Origin of the sequence: Natrialba hulunbeirensis JCM 10989 (genome assembly GCF_000337575.1) — an archaeon.
GTDB lineage: Archaea > Halobacteriota > Halobacteria > Halobacteriales > Natrialbaceae > Natrialba > Natrialba hulunbeirensis.
This window is the reverse complement of sequence record NZ_AOIM01000007.1, coordinates 26,350-43,427: the sequence shown is the minus strand read 5'-3', so window position 1 is coordinate 43,427 and position 17,078 is coordinate 26,350. Positions and strand designations below refer to the sequence as shown.

At 60.1% G+C, this 17,078-nt stretch carries 14 protein-coding genes; 6 read left to right on the top strand and 8 right to left on the bottom strand.

What is annotated here, in order from left to right; genetic code table 11:
- Positions 1-288: 288 nt before the first annotated feature.
- On the bottom strand, positions 289-2,517 hold the full coding sequence (locus tag C483_RS01010) for a CDC48 family AAA ATPase (RefSeq protein WP_006651486.1): 2,229 nt from the start codon (positions 2,515-2,517) through the stop codon (positions 289-291).
- A 407-nt stretch (positions 2,518-2,924) separates the two neighbouring features.
- Here C483_RS01010 and larC point away from each other — a divergent pair, with 407 nt between their 5' ends.
- A complete protein-coding gene (larC, locus tag C483_RS01005; protein ID WP_006651485.1) occupies positions 2,925-4,322 on the top strand; it encodes a nickel pincer cofactor biosynthesis protein LarC in 1,398 nt (465 codons plus the stop codon).
- Between the two features lie 97 nt (positions 4,323-4,419).
- On the opposite strand, the gene C483_RS01000 is transcribed toward larC, so the two are convergent.
- On the bottom strand, positions 4,420-4,839 hold the full coding sequence (locus tag C483_RS01000) for a hypothetical protein (RefSeq protein WP_006651484.1): 420 nt from the start codon (positions 4,837-4,839) through the stop codon (positions 4,420-4,422).
- Between the two features lie 689 nt (positions 4,840-5,528).
- Here C483_RS01000 and C483_RS00995 point away from each other — a divergent pair.
- Positions 5,529-7,103, top strand: coding sequence for a hypothetical protein (locus tag C483_RS00995; RefSeq protein WP_006651483.1), 1,575 nt, complete (start codon positions 5,529-5,531; stop codon positions 7,101-7,103).
- Between the two features lie 163 nt (positions 7,104-7,266).
- Here the strand turns inward: C483_RS00995 and C483_RS00990 are convergent, their stop codons facing one another.
- Positions 7,267-7,533 (bottom strand): hypothetical protein, encoded by a 267-nt coding sequence (locus tag C483_RS00990; RefSeq protein WP_006651482.1) that lies wholly within the window; start codon positions 7,531-7,533, stop codon positions 7,267-7,269.
- A 313-nt stretch (positions 7,534-7,846) separates the two neighbouring features.
- On the opposite strand from C483_RS00990, the gene C483_RS00985 reads away from it, so the two are divergent.
- From C483_RS00985 to C483_RS00975, 3 genes are all read left to right on the top strand, one after another.
- Positions 7,847-8,455 carry a hypothetical protein gene (locus C483_RS00985; RefSeq protein ID WP_006651481.1) on the top strand — a complete coding sequence of 203 codons (609 nt, stop codon included), beginning with the start codon at positions 7,847-7,849 and terminating at the stop codon, positions 8,453-8,455.
- 241 nt (positions 8,456-8,696) lie between these two features.
- Complete coding sequence (locus C483_RS00980; protein ID WP_006651480.1) at positions 8,697-9,542, top strand: DUF4330 family protein; 846 nt, start codon at positions 8,697-8,699, stop codon at positions 9,540-9,542.
- A 141-nt stretch (positions 9,543-9,683) separates the two neighbouring features.
- Positions 9,684-10,583 (top strand): hypothetical protein, encoded by a 900-nt coding sequence (locus C483_RS00975; protein ID WP_006651479.1) that lies wholly within the window; start codon positions 9,684-9,686, stop codon positions 10,581-10,583.
- 92 nt (positions 10,584-10,675) lie between these two features.
- Here the strand turns inward: C483_RS00975 and C483_RS00970 are convergent, their stop codons facing one another.
- The 3 genes from C483_RS00970 to C483_RS00960 all read right to left on the bottom strand — a co-directional run bounded on the left by C483_RS00970 (position 10,676) and on the right by C483_RS00960 (position 15,294).
- The gene (locus C483_RS00970; RefSeq protein ID WP_006651478.1) at positions 10,676-11,728 is read right to left on the bottom strand and encodes a PAS domain S-box protein; all 1,053 of its coding nucleotides are present in this window, start codon (positions 11,726-11,728) and stop codon (positions 10,676-10,678) included.
- A gap of 259 nt (positions 11,729-11,987) precedes the next feature.
- Positions 11,988-14,198, bottom strand: a complete 2,211-nt coding sequence (locus C483_RS00965) for a PAS domain S-box protein (RefSeq protein WP_006651477.1) — start codon at positions 14,196-14,198, stop codon at positions 11,988-11,990.
- Positions 14,199-14,307: 109 nt separating this feature from the next.
- Positions 14,308-15,294 carry a GDP-mannose 4,6-dehydratase gene (locus tag C483_RS00960; RefSeq protein WP_006651476.1) on the bottom strand — a complete coding sequence of 329 codons (987 nt, stop codon included), beginning with the start codon at positions 15,292-15,294 and terminating at the stop codon, positions 14,308-14,310.
- A gap of 400 nt (positions 15,295-15,694) precedes the next feature.
- Here C483_RS00960 and C483_RS21020 point away from each other — a divergent pair, with 400 nt between their 5' ends.
- Positions 15,695-15,991 carry a HalOD1 output domain-containing protein gene (locus C483_RS21020; protein ID WP_160166246.1) on the top strand — a complete coding sequence of 99 codons (297 nt, stop codon included), beginning with the start codon at positions 15,695-15,697 and terminating at the stop codon, positions 15,989-15,991.
- Positions 15,992-16,156: 165 nt separating this feature from the next.
- Here the strand turns inward: C483_RS21020 and C483_RS00955 are convergent, their stop codons facing one another.
- Together C483_RS00955 and C483_RS00950 are read right to left on the bottom strand one after the other, a co-directional pair.
- Positions 16,157-16,507, bottom strand: coding sequence for a hypothetical protein (locus C483_RS00955; RefSeq protein WP_006651475.1), 351 nt, complete (start codon positions 16,505-16,507; stop codon positions 16,157-16,159).
- Complete coding sequence (locus tag C483_RS00950; protein ID WP_006651474.1) at positions 16,504-16,884, bottom strand: MarR family transcriptional regulator; 381 nt, start codon at positions 16,882-16,884, stop codon at positions 16,504-16,506. The genes C483_RS00955 and C483_RS00950 overlap by 4 nt, the downstream gene beginning before the upstream one ends.
- Positions 16,885-17,078: the final 194 nt, after the last annotated feature.

Genomic DNA, 17,078 nt, shown 5'->3' with positions numbered 1-17,078 from the left:
GAAATTGGTACGAGAAACGCCAGCTACCCGATACAGAGGCCGTCCACGGTACAGCGGAACGGCATCCGCAGTGTGAGAACGGGGACTCGACAGGGACGGCCACAGCGACCGGGACTAAGAACTTGTTAGCAGTCGGTAAGCACTCCTTACTCCGCATCACGCCTGCGGCTCGACCAGTTCACAGCGCTCACAGTGTGGCGAAAACGGACCGAATATCGGTACCCGCACAGCACTCGCGATCAGTCGGTGGACTCGAGTACGTCTCGAGTCGAACGGGCCAGACTACTACTACTGGAAGCCGATGCGACTGCCACGACGGCCGGTTGGGTCGGGGCCACTCGAGCCGCCCTTGAACTCCTCTTCGATGCGCTCGTAGTAGTCGAGGATGTCGTCCGTGATCGTTGGGCGGACGTTCTCCATCGCCTGACGGAAGTGGCGCATCTCGACGATGTCGGCCTCGTGGTCCTCGCGCAGGGACTCGATAGCCGCCTCGCGGGCGATCGACTCGAGGTCGCTGCCGACGTAGCCGTCCGTGATTTCGGCGACCTCACGGAGGGTGACATCTGCGGCCAGTGGCATATCCTGCGTGTGGATGTCGAGGATCCGCTCGCGGCCGTCGACATCTGGTTCGCCGATCATGACGAGGCGATCGAATCGACCCGAGCGCAGCAGTGCGGGGTCGATCATGTCCGGTCGGTTCGTCGCGCCGATGACCATCACGTCCTCCATCTCTTCTAAGCCGTCCAGTTCCGTCAGGAGCTGGTTGACAACCCGTTCGGAGACGTTCGACCCGGTTTCGCCGCCGCGGCCGGGGGCGAGCGCGTCGAGTTCGTCGAAGAAGATCACCGTCGGGGAGACCTGCCGCGCCTTGCGGAAGGTCTGACGGATGGCCTTCTCCGATTCACCGACCCACTTCGAGAGTAGCTGTGGGCCGCGAACTGAGATGAAATTCGCGTTGGTCTCGTTGGCGACCGCTTTCGCCATGAGCGTCTTCCCGGTGCCGGGCGGCCCGTATAGCAGGACGCCCGCTGGCGGGTCGATGCCCAGCCGACTGAACCGGCCGGGGTTGTTGAGCGGCCACTCGACGGACTCCTGGACCTGTTCTTTGGCGTCGTGCAGGCCGCCGACGTCGTCCCAGGAGATCTTGGGGAGCTCGACGAGGACTTCTCGCATCGCCGAGGGTTCGACCTCGCCGAGTGCGCCGCGGAAGTCCTCGCGCTTGACGATCATCCGGTCGATCAGGCTCGGTGGGATGTCCTCCTCGTCCAGATCGATCTCGGGGAGGTACCGCCGCAGCGCCTTCATCGCCGCCTCCTTGGTCAGGCTCTCGATGTCAGCACCGACGAAGCCGTGGGTCTCGTCGGCCAGGTGAGAGAGTGCGACATCGTCCGAGAGGGGCATCCCGCGGGTGTGAATCTGCAGGATTTCCTCGCGGCCGACCTCGTCCGGCACGCCGATCTCGATTTCGCGGTCGAAGCGGCCCGGTCGGCGAAGCGCGGGGTCAACGCTGTCGACGCGGTTCGTCGCCGCGATGACGATGACCTGTCCGCGGGCCTCGAGCCCGTCCATCATCGTCAGGAGCTGGGCGACGACGCGGCGTTCGACCTCGCCCGTGACGTCCTCGCGCTTGGGCGCGATGGAGTCGAGTTCGTCGATGAAGATGATCGCGGGTGACTCCTCGCTCGCGTCTTCGAAGATTTCCCTGAGCTGTTGCTCGGATTCGCCGTAGTACTTCGAGATGATCTCCGGGCCGGCGATCGAGAAGAACGACGCGGAGGTCTCGTTGGCCACCGCCTTCGCGAGGAGCGTCTTCCCGGTACCGGGTGGGCCGTGCAGGAGGACGCCCTGTGGCGGCTCGATCCCCAGCTTCTTGAAGATCTGCGGGTGTTTCATCGGGAGTTCGACCATCTCCCGGACCCGCTGGATCTCGCCCTGGAGTCCGCCGATGTCCTCGTAGGTGATCCCGCCACCGGTCTTCTCGAAGCCCGAAATCGGTTCCTCTCGGAGTTCGACGTCCGTATCCTCGGTGATGAGGACGACACCCTCCGGCTCGGTCTCGACGGCGATCAGCGGGATCGCCTGGCCCGGCGAGCGCATGAACGGGTGGTTCGTCGAGCTCATCACGGGCACGATGTCGCGGCCGACGACCGGCCGCTTTAGGATCTGCCGCTTGACCATGCCCGCCGCGTCGGAGCCGAACTGTACCGACGCCTCCTCCGGCGGCGCGAGTGTGAGTTTGTCCGCCTTCGTCGCTTCCGCCTTCCGGATGGTGACTCGCTCGCCGATTCCCACGTCGGCGTTCTGTCGCGTGAAGCCGTCGATTCGGACGGTATCCGTGTTCCAGTCCTGCCGGTCTGCACGCCACACCTTCGCGGCAGTCGTATCTGCACCTTCAATCTCGATTATGTCGCCCGGACTCAGCTTTAGATGTAACAGCGTGTCCGGGTCGAGTCGGGCGATACCACGACCCGAGTCGTTCGGGTACGCCTTCGCAACCTCCAGTTGAACTTCATTCATGATTCAGGATGCACGGCAATGTCTGTGACTCCGATACCGGGTCGGATAGGTTTTTTGCTCGTCAAAGTTTGCTAGGTGCTACCAAAGCAATGTTTGGCAGGTAGATACATAGAAGTGTCGACGGCGGTGTGTTTTGAGAGAACCAGCGTGACACTCACGTAGCTGGAGTAAGTTCGCGGGCGCACCCGATTCAACTCACGTCTATAGTCGGACCACTTCCAGCCCGACAGCCGGACCACTTCCAGCCGACCGCTGGCGAGACACCCAGAATCACCATCCGAGGAGCACGTCGACGAGCGACCGCAGACAGACCGCAGACGCAACACGAACACACCACGAACCAACACAGACACACCACAGACACCAGAGAAGCATGGCTTTTTGCGCACGCTATCCCTCCTCTAGGTATGAACGTTCTCGCCTTCGACGGCCGCATGGGCGCAAGCGGCGACATGATCCTCGCTGCCTTACTGGATGCTGGCGCTGACCCGGACGTACTCGAGTCCATCACGGACGAACTCGATGTCGCGTATCAGATCGACGAGACGGTTCGGTGTGGGATTTCGGGGACGACGGTGGATGTGGTGCTGACTGGGGAATACGATGGGCATGACGATGCGGACGACGAGGCGCATGGGCATGGGCACGAACACGACCACGACCACAGTCACGCGGATCACAGCCATGATGAGGCCGATCACGAGCACGACCGCGAGCATACCCACACCCACCATGACCACGTACACGAGCACACACACGACGATCACGAGCATACCCATACCCACACCCACGCCGAAGGACACGGCCCCCACCGCAGCTACACCGACGTCCGCACCATCGTCGAAAACATGGCCCTCCCCGACCCCGTCGAACGCGACGCACTCGCTATCTTCAAACGCCTCGGTGAAGCCGAGGCCAGCGTCCACGGCGAGGCACTCGAGTCCATTCACTTTCACGAGGTCGGAGCAGACGACGCCATCGCGGACATCGTCGGGGCGACGGCGCTGGTTCACGATCTCGCGCCGGACCGCATCGTCACCACGCCACTGTCGACCGGCGGCGGGACGGCCACGATGGCCCACGGTGAGTATCCGATTCCCGCACCTGCGGTCGTCGAAATTGCCCAGGAAGCAGACTGGGCGCTTCGCGGTGGGCCTGTCGACGCAGAACTGCTCACACCCACTGGCGCGGCCATCCTCGCACACCTCGCCGACGGCGTCGACTCGCTCCCCGAACTCGACGTGACGGCCGCCGGCTACGGCGCTGGCGGGTACGACCTCGATCCCCACCCGAACGTGCTACGAGTGCTGGTCGGCGAGGGAACCGGCGGATTGTACAAGGATGAGATCGCGGTACTCGAGACAAACCTCGACGACGCGACGCCGGAGGTACTCGGCGGCCTGCAGGACACCCTGGCTGAGGTGGGTGCACGAGACGTTTCGATTCTCCCGGCGACGATGAAGAAGTCCCGACCCGGCCATCTGGTGAAGGTGATTTGTAAGCCCGAGGACCGAACGCGGGTTGCACGGCGGCTCGCGGAGGAGACCGGTACGTTGGGGGTTCGTGATTCGGGTGTGACCCACCGCTGGATTGCCGACCGTGAGTTCGAGACGGTGGCGATGGAAGTCGGAGGTGAGCGCTACGAGGTGACTGTCAAAATCGCCCGCGATAGTGACGGTGAGGTGTACGACGTGAGTGCAGAGTACGACGAGGCTGCGGCTGTTGCGTCTGAAGCGAGCACATCTATTCGAACGATCGTAGAACGGGCTGAACAGATTGCTTCTGAGGAATTGCACGAGAAATAGTGACCACCTCGATCTCGACGCCGATGTAACTACGAGTGAGCTTTGACGTGTTAAAATTGGAAGAAATGTGATTCGCGGTCGGGGTGATGGTTAGCGATTAGCCGAGGATGGCGACATCGCCGTTACCGTTGTCGTCGTCATCAAAGCCGATGTCAATGTCGCCGATGTTGACGTTGTCACCGCTCTCAGCTGTCACGCCCTCAACGTTCGCGTTGTTACTCTGGACACTGAACTGGTTCTGGTTCACTTCAGCGTTAGAGGCACTGAAGGAGGATGCGCCGGTCGAGGTGCCCCACTTGCTGTCAGAGGCCGATGCGCCGAGGGCGAACGAACTGGAGTACGACTCAGCGATGCCTACCTGTGCGTTGTTGTTGTCCTGATCAATGCTGATATCGACGCTCGCATCACCCGTCTCTTGATCGACGTCGTTCTGTGCTGCTGCCGTGCCGGCGAACCCCATGAACATGAGGCTGCCAATGAGCGCTACCGTCAGTGTAATTGCGAGTGTTCGCTTCATGTGTTGTAATCCTGAGGCACGCTCCACGGCTGACCGGGGCCGCTCGTGACGACGAGTTCAGTGGCCAAGCCACTGGTGAACCCCGACTGCTGTGGCGCGTTGCCCGGTCACAACACAACAGCGAGGACTACTTCAACCCGAACAACGGTTTCACGTCGAATACTCCGATTAGCGCGATTGAAGCCGAAACTATCGCTCTGTGAGCCATCCTACACCTTGCTGAAACGCGTGTTTCTCCGGACCGATACGGCGGTCTCTCAGTCCCGCCGTTGAGCGCCCATTGAACGGTTGCAACAGATGAGTGCACCCAAACACAGGAACGGGGTGACTGTTTTGAGGACGGTAACGTCCTGCTTTGGTCGCTGTAACAATCATCGATCGGTGACGGTTCAGGTGCAACGGGTTCGAACAGATTGGTTGTGCGTCCGCAGACACTGCTCTAACCGGATGCAGGCGGTCAGCCGTTCCGACGGCTACCACCGTCGAAAGCACTCCATTCGGGGGAGAAGTCGCCGTCTTCCGTTCAGTAGGCCCTTCCATCAGTTCGACAACAACCAGATAACAAAGTCTGTCATCAGGATACGAAGGTTTGCGCCGTGGAGATACAGAAACAAAAGACTCTCACGGCTCAGATCAAGTGAAACATGAGTAACACAACAACGAGACGGTCACAGTATACGACCGTCCTGATGGCGTGTATCGTCGCCCTATCAATGCTCGCAGTGGGCGCCCCCGCAGCAGCAGCTGGCGAGGACGTGAGTACAAGCGGAGACGTCCACGCGCTTGAGAACGGTGAAGAACTGTATCTGGTCTTCGGTGCCGAACTCGACGGGATGACACTCGATGAGTACATCGAAGCCCACGTCGGCGGTGAAGCCGATGCGACGGTGAACCAGTACCAGGATGTTGAACAGGTGAACATCAACCAGCAGTCGAACGCGACCGCAATCTCGATTGACGGTGGCGAGGCGACTGCGGTGCAGGAAGCAAACCAGTACAACGACAACGAGCAGTTCGCCGAAGCGCTCGCGGAGACTGACGCTGGTCAGGTGACCACCTTCGACGACGTCGGCACCGTCAACGTCGTCCTCGGCAACGGTGACGGCAAGCAGTTCGACGGCTGGGGTATTGCCGACAAGAAGGGACACAAGGATGACGTTGATACCGACGCCGATCAGGTCGCCGAAGCCGAAGTGACCCAGAGCCAGCTCGTCGGTCAGCTGAACTACAACGAGCAGAGCACTGCGTTCGCCCTCGCGGACAACGAGAGCGAAGCGCTCGCAATCCAGCAGTCCCACCAGACGAACCAGAACCTCCAGCAGGGAGTCGCGAACGCGACGAACGTCTACGCTGGTGGCGGTGACTTCATGGACCAGTCCGCTGACGCGACGGTCAACCAGGAGCAGGCGGCCTACCAGGAGAACGTCAACCAGCAGGATGCCGCAGTTGCGATCGCCGTCGGTGAAAACAGCACCGCAACGGCAATCCAGCTTACCGAACAGTCGAACTTCAACGAGCAGATCGGTGCCGCAGACGCCTCGAGCGTCTTCGCCTCGCTCGCCGGCATGAACATCGCGACGAGCGGTGTCGATGACGCCGCTGCGATGGAAGACACCGCACAGGCAGTGAGCGGGCTCGATGAGAAGGCGGACGAGAAGAAGTACGACGACAAGAAGCACGACGATAAGCACGACGATAAGAAGGACGACAAGAAGCACGACGACAAGAAGGACAAGGACCACCACAAGAAGGGCGCTGCCGACGGTGACGCACAGACCGCCACCTCCGGCGTCGCTCAGGCTCAGGAGGTCGAGCAGATGAACGTGAACCTGCAGAGTTCCGCGATCGCGTGGGCCACCAACGGCAGTGACGCCACCGCAGTCCAGCTTGCCCACCAGCAGAACCTCAACGCACAGATCGGCTTCGCCGATGCGCTGAACGTCTACGCCGGGCCCGGCTACGTCCACGACAGCACCATCCACTCCGAGACCACCAGCATGACGCTTGGTGGCGGTGATGTCGAGGGTGCACCTGGTATCGCGTTCGACACCGACGCACAGCAGACCAACGACGTTGAGCAGGACGCAACCGCCCAGATCCAGCAGATCCAGTACGTCCTTCAGGAGAACGTCAACCAGCAGCAGGCCGCAGTCGCCATTGCCGACGACGGTGGCAGCGCTGACGCTGCACAGGTGACCCTCCAGGAGAACGAAAACGTTCAGTTCGGAGCCGTCTCCGCAACGAACGTCTGGGCCGGAGCCTAATTCCCGCTTCAGCGCATACGTTCGCCCGATTTCGTTATTCGACTTTCGACTCTTTCTCGTTTTGATTCGACGAAACGGTACCTTCCGAATTCCTGCACGCCGGTCCGTCAACCTGAATCTAGCAAACGCCGGCGAAAGACTGAGTTGTTACTGACTGGGTGGCTCAGAACGAGAGCCAGCCACCGAACAGCGATTCGTCTGACTCAGTCAGGCTCGGTAACTCGAAGCCAGGATCAGCGTCGAACTCGGGAACATCACCGTCGGGGCTCGTCTCGGTCGTCTCCTCGACAACAGACTCCTCGTGGACCTCCGTTAGACTCTCCTCGACAGTCGTCTCGTTGATGACGACTGAGGTCTCCTCATCTTCACTCGCCATCGCACCCGTCGAAATCGCCATCGCGAGGAGACTGGCGACGACAACAAGCGTCACTGTACGTCGGATCGGAGCTGATCGTAGTCGGAACGTCATATCATGGATCAGTGCCCAGCGGGCATCGGCGTCTCGTGACACCCAACTATAGCATCCGGTTCCTGTTTCACAACAACCGACCACTTCCGTCGCTCTAAGTGAGTATTTGCGTTTTCGTCGACTGGCAGCGGCGAATGCGAGTACCGTCCACTGACTGGTAGGATCCTCCTACCGGACAACCAGGCACTGGACGAAGGAAACCGACGGTCTCAGTATGGGGACAGTCTCGGGTTCGTGAAAAATGACCATTAGGCTGCTCGTCTGGACAACCAGTATGATTCGAGCGTTCCGCCCTGTCGTTGCGTTGGCCGTGTCGGTGTTGCTTACAACAGCGCTCTCCAGACGCACGTTCGCCGCACTTGCCAGCAGCGTGGTAGCCTTCCTCGCTGGTTGTCTCGATGCCAACTCCGCAACTGACCGGACGCCGACGAACACAGACGACACGGCAGACACAGATACCCCAACCGCAACGAGCGCTGACCACGCGGAACCAGACGCGGAGGGCACGACCGCACTCGAGTCCATCGACAGCGACGCAATCGAGCGCGCGGAGATTCGAACCGCAGACGAGAGCGAGCCGTGGGCCGGTTCGGACGGGCTCTACGGTGTCCGAATCGCGAACGCGACCGACGAGCCGGTGCAGACAACGGTAGGACTCACACACAACGGCGATGAGCTGTTGGCTCGGGAACTGGAACTGCCGGCTCGCGGCGACGTGGTACTCGAGTGCAGCGAGGGTGGCCGGTACGAGCTTTCGGCTGAGACAGCGGGGAGTGCAACCGAGACGGCAATCAACTGGGAGCCGACAGCGTGTGCGACAGGGACGACGGAACTGACAGTCAGTGCCAGTGGAATCAGCATGGCTGTATCGCTAGACTGTTGAACTGCTATCCGAGGGCTCTTGAACTACTACTCGATATCCCAGTTGCGATTACTTATTCCCGAAGGAGAACCTATTTAGCATCGTGTCTGCAGAACTGTGGCATGAACAAGCGTGAGTCAGGCAGCGGCCCTGGCCGGCAAGCAGTGAGTTCCGGACAGGCTCCCGGTGTCAATCCGAACGAAACGAAAATAAAAGCGCCGGGACGGTCTCAGCAGAGACAACCACACCACCGAACGAATCAATGGCACTGATCGACGAAGACGGCAACATCTTCGGGGTCGTCAACGTCGTCGACGCGCTTGTCATCCTCATGGTGTTGGCCGTCGTCGTGGCGGGGGCCGCACTCGTTTTGGGCAGTGGTGACGAGCCAGCGACGGACGAATCGGAGAGCGGACCCGACGGGGAGTCAGAGACACGCTACGTCACCCTCGATCTCGGTGACCAGCCCGGCTACGTTGCCGACCGCCTGGATAACGGTACGACCGCGACGGTTGCAGGTACCGGTGAGCAAGTAACGCTGAGCGACGTCTACGTCACGGCACCGCCACCGAACGGCCCGCAAGAGGCGCTCGTCCGTGCAGAGGTCGACGGATTGGCGAGTACGGAGAACGACCGCGACGTGTTCCGCGTCGGATCGGAGCCGCTTCACCTCGGCGAGAGCCTTCGCCTCGATCTCGGCTGGTACGCCACAAACGGCACGGTCACTGCGGTCGATGCCGACGACGACACGCTCGGTATCGAGCCGACAACGACGACCGCGACCGTGTCTCTCTCGAACGTCGATCCGAGCGTCGCGGACCACCTCTCAGAAAACATGACTGAAACCGCACACGGCGAGACCGTTGTAACGGTCACCGCCGTCGATCGTGACCCAGCAACCGTCGTCGCCGAAACCGAGGACGGAGAACTCTACGAAACCGAACACCCACAGAACGAGGACGTAACGCTCACCGTCGAGTTAGAAACGACAGAGCGTGCCGGTGAAGAGGGAGTCTACTTCCGCGGTGACCGACTCACGGCCGGAAACACTATTGCGTTCGACCTTGAGTCCACGACTGTTAGCGGTACCGTCACTGAACTCGAGTGACGGCGTCATCTGTCGTCCTATGTTCGCTCTCACTATGATCTCCGCTCATTGCGAACGCTTCGCAGTCTGTCGAGCGACAGCGCTCGGGCCGCGAGTGATACAGCGACGCTGGCCGCAGCTATCGGCCGAGGTGCGAGCACGATGAGTGATCGGTCAGAGCCGGCTACCGGCTCAGATACCGATCACGACACCGAAGAACGGACTCGAGACGCCGACGAGATGGCAGGCGGAGAGGCCACTGAAGACGCGAGTCGTGAACCGCCGGCTACGGACGCCGATGCAGCGGACGTGGTGGACACCGCAACCCAGCCAGACGGGGACGCTGGCACCTCTCGCGTCGCCCAACTCACGGATACGGCTCGCAAGTCAGCCGCACAGTCGCGGCTGGCCGACGTGTCAGCGGCGTTCTCTCGCGTCGAATCGCGAGCGACGACGGTGGCAAAACAGTCACGGATCGCCTCGATCGGTGCTACCTGGAAACACTACGTCGAACAGTCGTACTGCTATCGCTGGCTTACGGCCGAACCCGATCCCGACGTGATCGTTATCGACCTGCGCGAGACGTGGACCGTTGGGCCGGTGATTCGAGTGCTCGATCACGTGCTCGCACGTCTCGACGTCGCACTCGAGTCCTCCGGACTCGCAACGCGAGGGCGTCAGGGGTGGGCCACGATTCGTGACCGACCGGTTCGGATCGTGAGCCTTCTCGTTCTTCCCCTGATTCTCATCTCACTGTTGTACTCGGTTCAGCGTGACGCGGCCCCGTCCGAACTGGTGGTCGTCTCCGCTCTCGGTGTCACGGCTCTGGCAGCAGCGGGAACCCGGTCACAGCGGAGTCTCGACGAGTTGGTGGAGACGCGGGCCGGGCAATGGCTTATCGCGGCGTTCGAGCCGCCTGAACCGCCAGAAACGGCGAGGCGAAGCGATGAACAGGACTCGTCGGAAGCGGGAGAGGCAGGGGCGGAGACAGAGCGAGAGAGAACAAACGGAGCAGATGGGAACACAGAGATCGCGGGAGAGAGACAGAACGACGAGACGTAACTGACACGTCTACCCCATCGCCATCCGATGATCACATTCTGGGGCACAGTACCGAGTTCGATTTCAATGGCTGGTCCAACCGCAGAACGGCGCTACTCGATGTGGAATTCGAACCGTGCTCCGTCATTGTTCTCGCCAAGTTCGATCTCCCAGTCGTGAGCGGAGGCAACTCGCTCGACAATCGAAAGTCCAAGACCAGTTCCGTCACGGTGTGTCGTGTATCCGTGATCGAAGATCGAATCGCGTTCGTCCTCGGGGATCCCTACCCCATCGTCTTCGACGTAGAATCCGGTGTCGGATGCGAGCCAACCGACCTCGACAGTCGTGTTCGGGCCGCCGTGCTCGACGGCGTTGTTGAACAAGTTCTCGAGTAACGACTTGAACTGCGTTTCGTCGGCCAGAACTGGTCGGACGTCGTCCGTGATGGTCAGCGTCGCGTTCTCCGTATTGACCCAGCGCCAGGATTCAGTCGCAACGTCCGCAAGTGAGACACGCTCGCGACAGTGGGCCTGATTCTCCTGTTTGATGAGCGTGAGCATGTCGTCATGAAGCTCCTGAATCCGCGTGAGAGCGTCCATGACCTCGTCTAATTCGGTCCGGTCGAGGTCAGTCATCAGATCTGTTGTGTATCCCTGTGCGATGTTGACGGGATTCTGAAGGTCGTGTGAAAGGAGGCTCGCGAACTCTGTGAGGCGCTCGTTCTGTTCCTGCAGGCGGTTTTCTTTTTCCTTGCGGTCAGAGATATCTTGGAACACGCCGGTGAACAACCTGGTTCCCTCGTACTCGTGCTCCCGGAGGCTAATCGATACCGGAACCTCGTGTCCATCCTTGTGGAGTGCAGGCAACTCCATTCCGTCCCAGTTGATATTTTGCTCACCGGTGTCGATGTACTTCGCGAGTTGGCGCTCGTGAACCGGCCGCAATCGCTCAGGGATGATCTCGAGTTTCGAACTCCCGACCAGTTCCGACGGCGTGTAGCCGAGAATGTCCTCGATAGCGGGGTTTGCAAATAGAATTTGGCTCTGCTTGTCGATTGTGAGCAGTCCCTCCGACGTGTTCAGTACAAGAATTCGAAAGAAGCGATCGTCGATATCGGAGAGCTCATCAGAGATATACTCATAATCAGATAGGTCGTCCCCAGTCATTCGACTCTACTAGCGATTCATGCGGTATAAAGCTTCAGGCAAACCAGTTTGTATTCATGACCGAATACTCTGTCTGTTGACTGTATAGCGAATCTTGTTTTGTGTTGGCTATTTCCATCCCAGAGCAGGTCGCCACTGTGAACCAGCCACTGGCTAACTGCTGTCGTGGATTCGGGTACAGTCCAGGACAATGGGTACGCTGTCGTCACTCTCCGTCGGTCAGTCCAGGTCTGGGTTGTGCACTTCCAGTCCGATTCGCTCAGGAGCGCTGTGGTTCCGGACGCAAGAGCGCGACCGAAATACGGTTTCCGCCACCATCCATCGCCTCGTGTTCGATCATCCCGCCGGACATCGTGACGAGCCAGTTGACCAGCCAGAGACCGAGTCCCGACCCATGGTGGACCGGTGATTCGTCGTTCCCAAGCAGCCTCGTCCGATCCATCTCGGCGATATGCGGATTCGTATCCTCGATCCGCACGACGACAACCGCAGTCGTCCGCCCGTCCGATGCAACCGTCGTCGTCTTCGTTTCGACGGTAATCGACACGGTGGGCGAGGCGTCTGTCGCATGGTGGACCGCGTTTTCGATCAGTTCGCGGAACGCAACGGCAACTTCCGGCGGAGCCAACACGGTCGGATCCGCTCCATCTTCCCGCGAAACGTGGACACTCTCCTCGCCCTCCGGAAGGCTGGCACTCGAGTACGCTCGATCGAGGAGCGACGAGATTGGGACCGTGTCCGGATCGAACGAGGCCGAGGAGAGGACCGATTCGATCCGACGGGCTTTCTCGCTCGATTCGAGTAGGCTGAGCGCCGGCGCTCGAACGTTTTCTATGGCGGCCTCCTCATTCGACTCCGAGTCGAGCAACTCCTCGAGTTGGGCGAGCTGGACGTTGAGATGGTTTCGGATGTTGTGGCGTAGTATCCGGTGGAGCACCGCAATGCGTCGCTCGTACTCGATCCGTGCCGTGACATCGGTCTGGAACCCAACGAAGTACGACACCGAGCCATCATCGTCGAACACCGGTGTGATCTGCAAGTTGTTCCAGAAGGGGGTACCGTCGCGTCTGTAATTGAGGATGTCGACGTCGACTGGCTCCGCGTTTGCAATCCCCTCTCGTACCGTCTCGACCGTCGATTCCGCGGTGAGTGGCCCCTGCAGAAATCGGCAGTTGCGACCGAGTACGTCCTCCCTGTCGTAGCCCGTCAGTTCACAGAACTCCTTGTTGACATAGGTGATCGGCGTGTCGGCTTCGGTGGGGTCAGCGATGACGATCCCCATCGAAGCTTCGTCCATCGCCTTGGTCTTCCACTCGAGTTCCTGTTTGCGTTCCTTGCGTGCCGTGATATCAGTAATGAGCCCTTCCAGAGTAGTGACTGAGCCGTCAACACGAGGCACACCACGGCCGCGCTCGATAACCCACTTCGTCTCGCCACATCGTGTGGTCACCCGGTAGGTGATGTTGTACGGCTCGTCATTTGAGACCGCCTCTTGAACGGTCTCCCACACCATCTCACGGTCCTCCGGGTGGATCACATCTCTCCACAGGAGTCGCTGTGTCTCGAGTGAGTGGGCCGTGTAGCCGAGAAACTCCTCGACGTTCCCGAGAACGTGTTGCATCGGCCAGTCGGGATCGTACCCACAGCGATAGACAACGCCCTGGAGATTGTCCGCCAGCGTGTCGAACTGCTGTTCTCGCGCCAGTTGATCGGAGACATCGCGGACGACACAGACGTGTCCACCGTTTTCGAGACTCGTGAGCGAGAGTTTCTCGGGGAAGGTTTCACCAGTGACCCGCTTTCCCCGACTCCGTCCGCTCCATTCGCCAGTGCGGTGCAGTGATGGGAGGATGTCGTCGGTGAAACGCTCGACTTCATCGGCAGGGTACAACTGTTTCCAGTGTGTTCCGATGAGGTCCTCGGGTTCGTAGCCGTACACTGCTGCGTACGCATCGTTGACGTAGATGTACCGACCGTCCGATCCAAGCAGTCCGATCCCTTCAGTCGCACTCGCGAGTGCCTGATAGACCCTGTCCCGTTCTTGGCTGGACCGATGTCGATCGACGAACTTCTCGATTCGACTGAGAAGCAACTCATACTGTTCCGTGCCGCCTGTTTTCTCCAGATAGTCGGTCGCACCAGCAGAGATCGCCTCGCTTACAACCTGTTCAGTCCCCTCCCCAGTGAACAGGATAAACGGAATATCCGGATGTGTCTCCCGAACACGCTCGAGTAACTCGAGTCCGTCCGACTCGGGAAGGTCGTACTCGGTTACCAGACAGTCAATACTGTGGTCGTCATCGGCGAGGTACTCGAGTGCGGCCGCTGCTGTGTCGACGGTGGTGACTGTGGCGGTAGCTGTAGCTGTGTTTGTGTCCGTGGCTGTGTCCGATCGCTGTCCCCCCGCACGAGAAACGTAGGTAGAAAACGCAGAATCGGTGTCCACATGCAGAATGTGGAGCGCGTGCATGCTCGTACACCTGTGCTACGCCCGGATAAGTGTTCGCGACAGTGAACAACCGTTCAGGTGGCTTGTCGCCGATCGCCGACGAGACGGGCCGGAGACGCAGCGATGATAGTTACGAGTTCACGACGAGCGGCTCGTACCACTCGCGGTTCGTCTCGTACCAGTCGATGAACTCCCTGACACCCTCGCGGATATCCCGACTCGGCTCGTAGCCGATCAGTTCGTTCGCCTTCGAGATGTCCGCGTGCGTGTGCTCAGCATCGCCGTCTCGTGCGTCGGTGTACTCGACTGGGAGGTCAGGATCGATTTCGTCGCGGACGACCTCAGCGAGCGTCTCGATGTCGATGTTGTCCGTCGACCCGATGTTCATCAGTTCGCCGTCGGCGCTGTCGTCGGTAAGCAGGCGGTGGTTCGCGTCGATGACGTCCGCGATGTAGGTGAAGTCCCGTGTCTGTTCGCCGTCGCCGTAGATGACTGGGGGGTCGCCGCGCATACAGCGCGAGACGAAGTTCGAGATGGCCATGTTCGGGCGCATTCGTGGCCCGTAGACGGTGAAATAGCGCAGGGAGACCGTCGGGAGGCCGTAGACCTCGTTGTAGACGCGCATGTAGTGTTCGGCCGAGAGCTTGGAGACGCCGTAGGGAGAGACGGGTTCGTTCGGGTGGGCCTCGTCGTAGGGGAGGTACTCCGGTTTGCCGTAGACACTCGAGGAGGAGGCGTAGACGACACGGTCGACGTCGTTGGTGCGGGCCGCCTCGAGGACGTTGACGGTACCTGTGACGTTGAATTCGTTGACCTTGTCGGGTTCCTCGACGCTCTTGCGGACGCCGGCCTGGGCGGCCTGGTGGTAGATGATGTCGGTTTGTTTGGTAAGTGAGGTGAGGAGGTCGGCGTCGGTGACTGAGCCGTCGACGATCTCGCAGGAGCCGTCGGAGTCGGTGGCGGCCGCTTCGACCGCCTCGACGTTGTGGTCCTTGATCCCGAGGTCGTAGTACGGTTCATAGTTATCCAGCACCGTAACGTCGTGGCCGGCCGCGGCGAACGACTCGGCGAGGTGACCGCCGATGAAGCCGGCACCGCCCGTGACGAGAATGTCCATATCCGAACGAACACGTGTATGAAGAAAAGTGGATTGCTCTCGCCGTTGAGACTAGTTGGCAGGAGGACTGAGACATGAGTAGGCCGACTGCGGGTCACAACACGAGTAGTGGGACACGTGTGCACCCTGCAGTCGGACCTGTGTCCGATTCACAGGGATGGTGGATCGGACAGCGGCAGTGGGCTACCGTCTGACGACGGTAGCGACGCGAAGAGGACGGTGTTGCCGACTCGTACGGTGGTTGTATCGGCAACGCCGCCTGCTTCGCTATCTGTGCAGTGGTATGGGGCGTGTATTAATCTACTGGCCGACCATCGTGTAAACTGTGTGGTTTTAGAGGGGTTATGATACCCAACTGTATTGGAACCAGTCTCTTTGGACGATAGTCACACTCTCTAATGTGACCAACCCCAACAGCGACTCCAATCCGGAGAGTGAGGACCTCCTTCTCCGTGTCAACGTTCAGGGGTCCGATTCACTCACAGCAGCGATTACGCGGGCGGTTGCCGCCAGAACCAATACTCCAGTGGCCGACCTCCCGCCGCTGCACGACCGAATAGATCCGGCGGCACTGGATTCGCTTGTCGACCACGCAAATCGTCACGAGTCACCCGTCCGTGTAACCTTTCGGTATTACGGCTATACGGTGGCTGTGACCCACGACTGTTGCGTACAGCTGTTTGAGCCCCCATTCTGAGAACTGCGTCAAACGGTGAAGTGTGGAGGGCCTCCCCCTGAATCACGACACAGATCGGTATCGACTCGTCCGTTCAGTTGCACTGCATCATCGAAGCGAACAATCGACAGCCTGCTGTGTGGAGACGGTATTGTATGTTCGTCAACAGGTCTTCATGGGTGAGGGTTACGATCGGAGGTACTCGACGAGGGACTCAATCGCGTCAGTACAGCAGCCCTCGGCGATTCGTCCCTGCCAGTAATCGATGTCCTCGCTCGTAATCGATTGGACTCCCCACGGAGCGATTCGGCTGTCGGCAGGCGTCCCGCCACGGAGCCAGTCGTCAGACTCGATTTCGATGAGTCCGTCCATCCACGTTCTGGTCGTCAGGGTGACTGCAATATACTGCTCGCCGTGGAACGGTCGCCCGTCGTGGTTGGAGAGGATAAGCCACGGACGAGCCGCTTCGTCGCCTTTGTACGGGTCGTCACCATAGACGACGTCGCCGGGCTCGTAAATCGGCTCCGTCGCCGTCATCTATCGTCAGTATTGTCTTGCTGACTCGGATGCGGTTCATCGGGCGCGTGTGCTCGCCACTCCTCACGCGCCTCTGTCCCGAGTTGGTCGTTGAACAGCGCCGTCGCCCGGGCATAGCCGCCGTGCGCGTCAAGTCGCTCGACGTCCGTCGTAATCGCCCAGTAAGACCCCTTGTGCTCGACGAGGCACCGATTCTTCAATCGGGACAGCGCCGTACTCACTGCACCCTCGTCCAGTTCGGTCCGTCGAGCAACCTCTTTCGCTTTGAACGCCGACTCATCGTTCGCAGCAAGAAAACCGATTACCTGATCGGTCGCCGATAGTCCCTCGAGTTCCTCCTCGCTCGAGTGCTCGAACGTGTCCCTATCGATCGACATCGTAGCTGTTAGTAGCGGGTCGATCGTTATGGGTGTTACTCCTGAAAGAAATGTAACGTCCGTTAGTTCTGTGCTCTGATGAGTTGTGTTGTACGACGGTGTAGAAAACGGTCGACCTTGATGGACTACTCACGGGTAGCCGCGGTACGCCGGGTTGTTGCTCGAGAAGGAGACTCCTGCCTCTCAATCGTCTG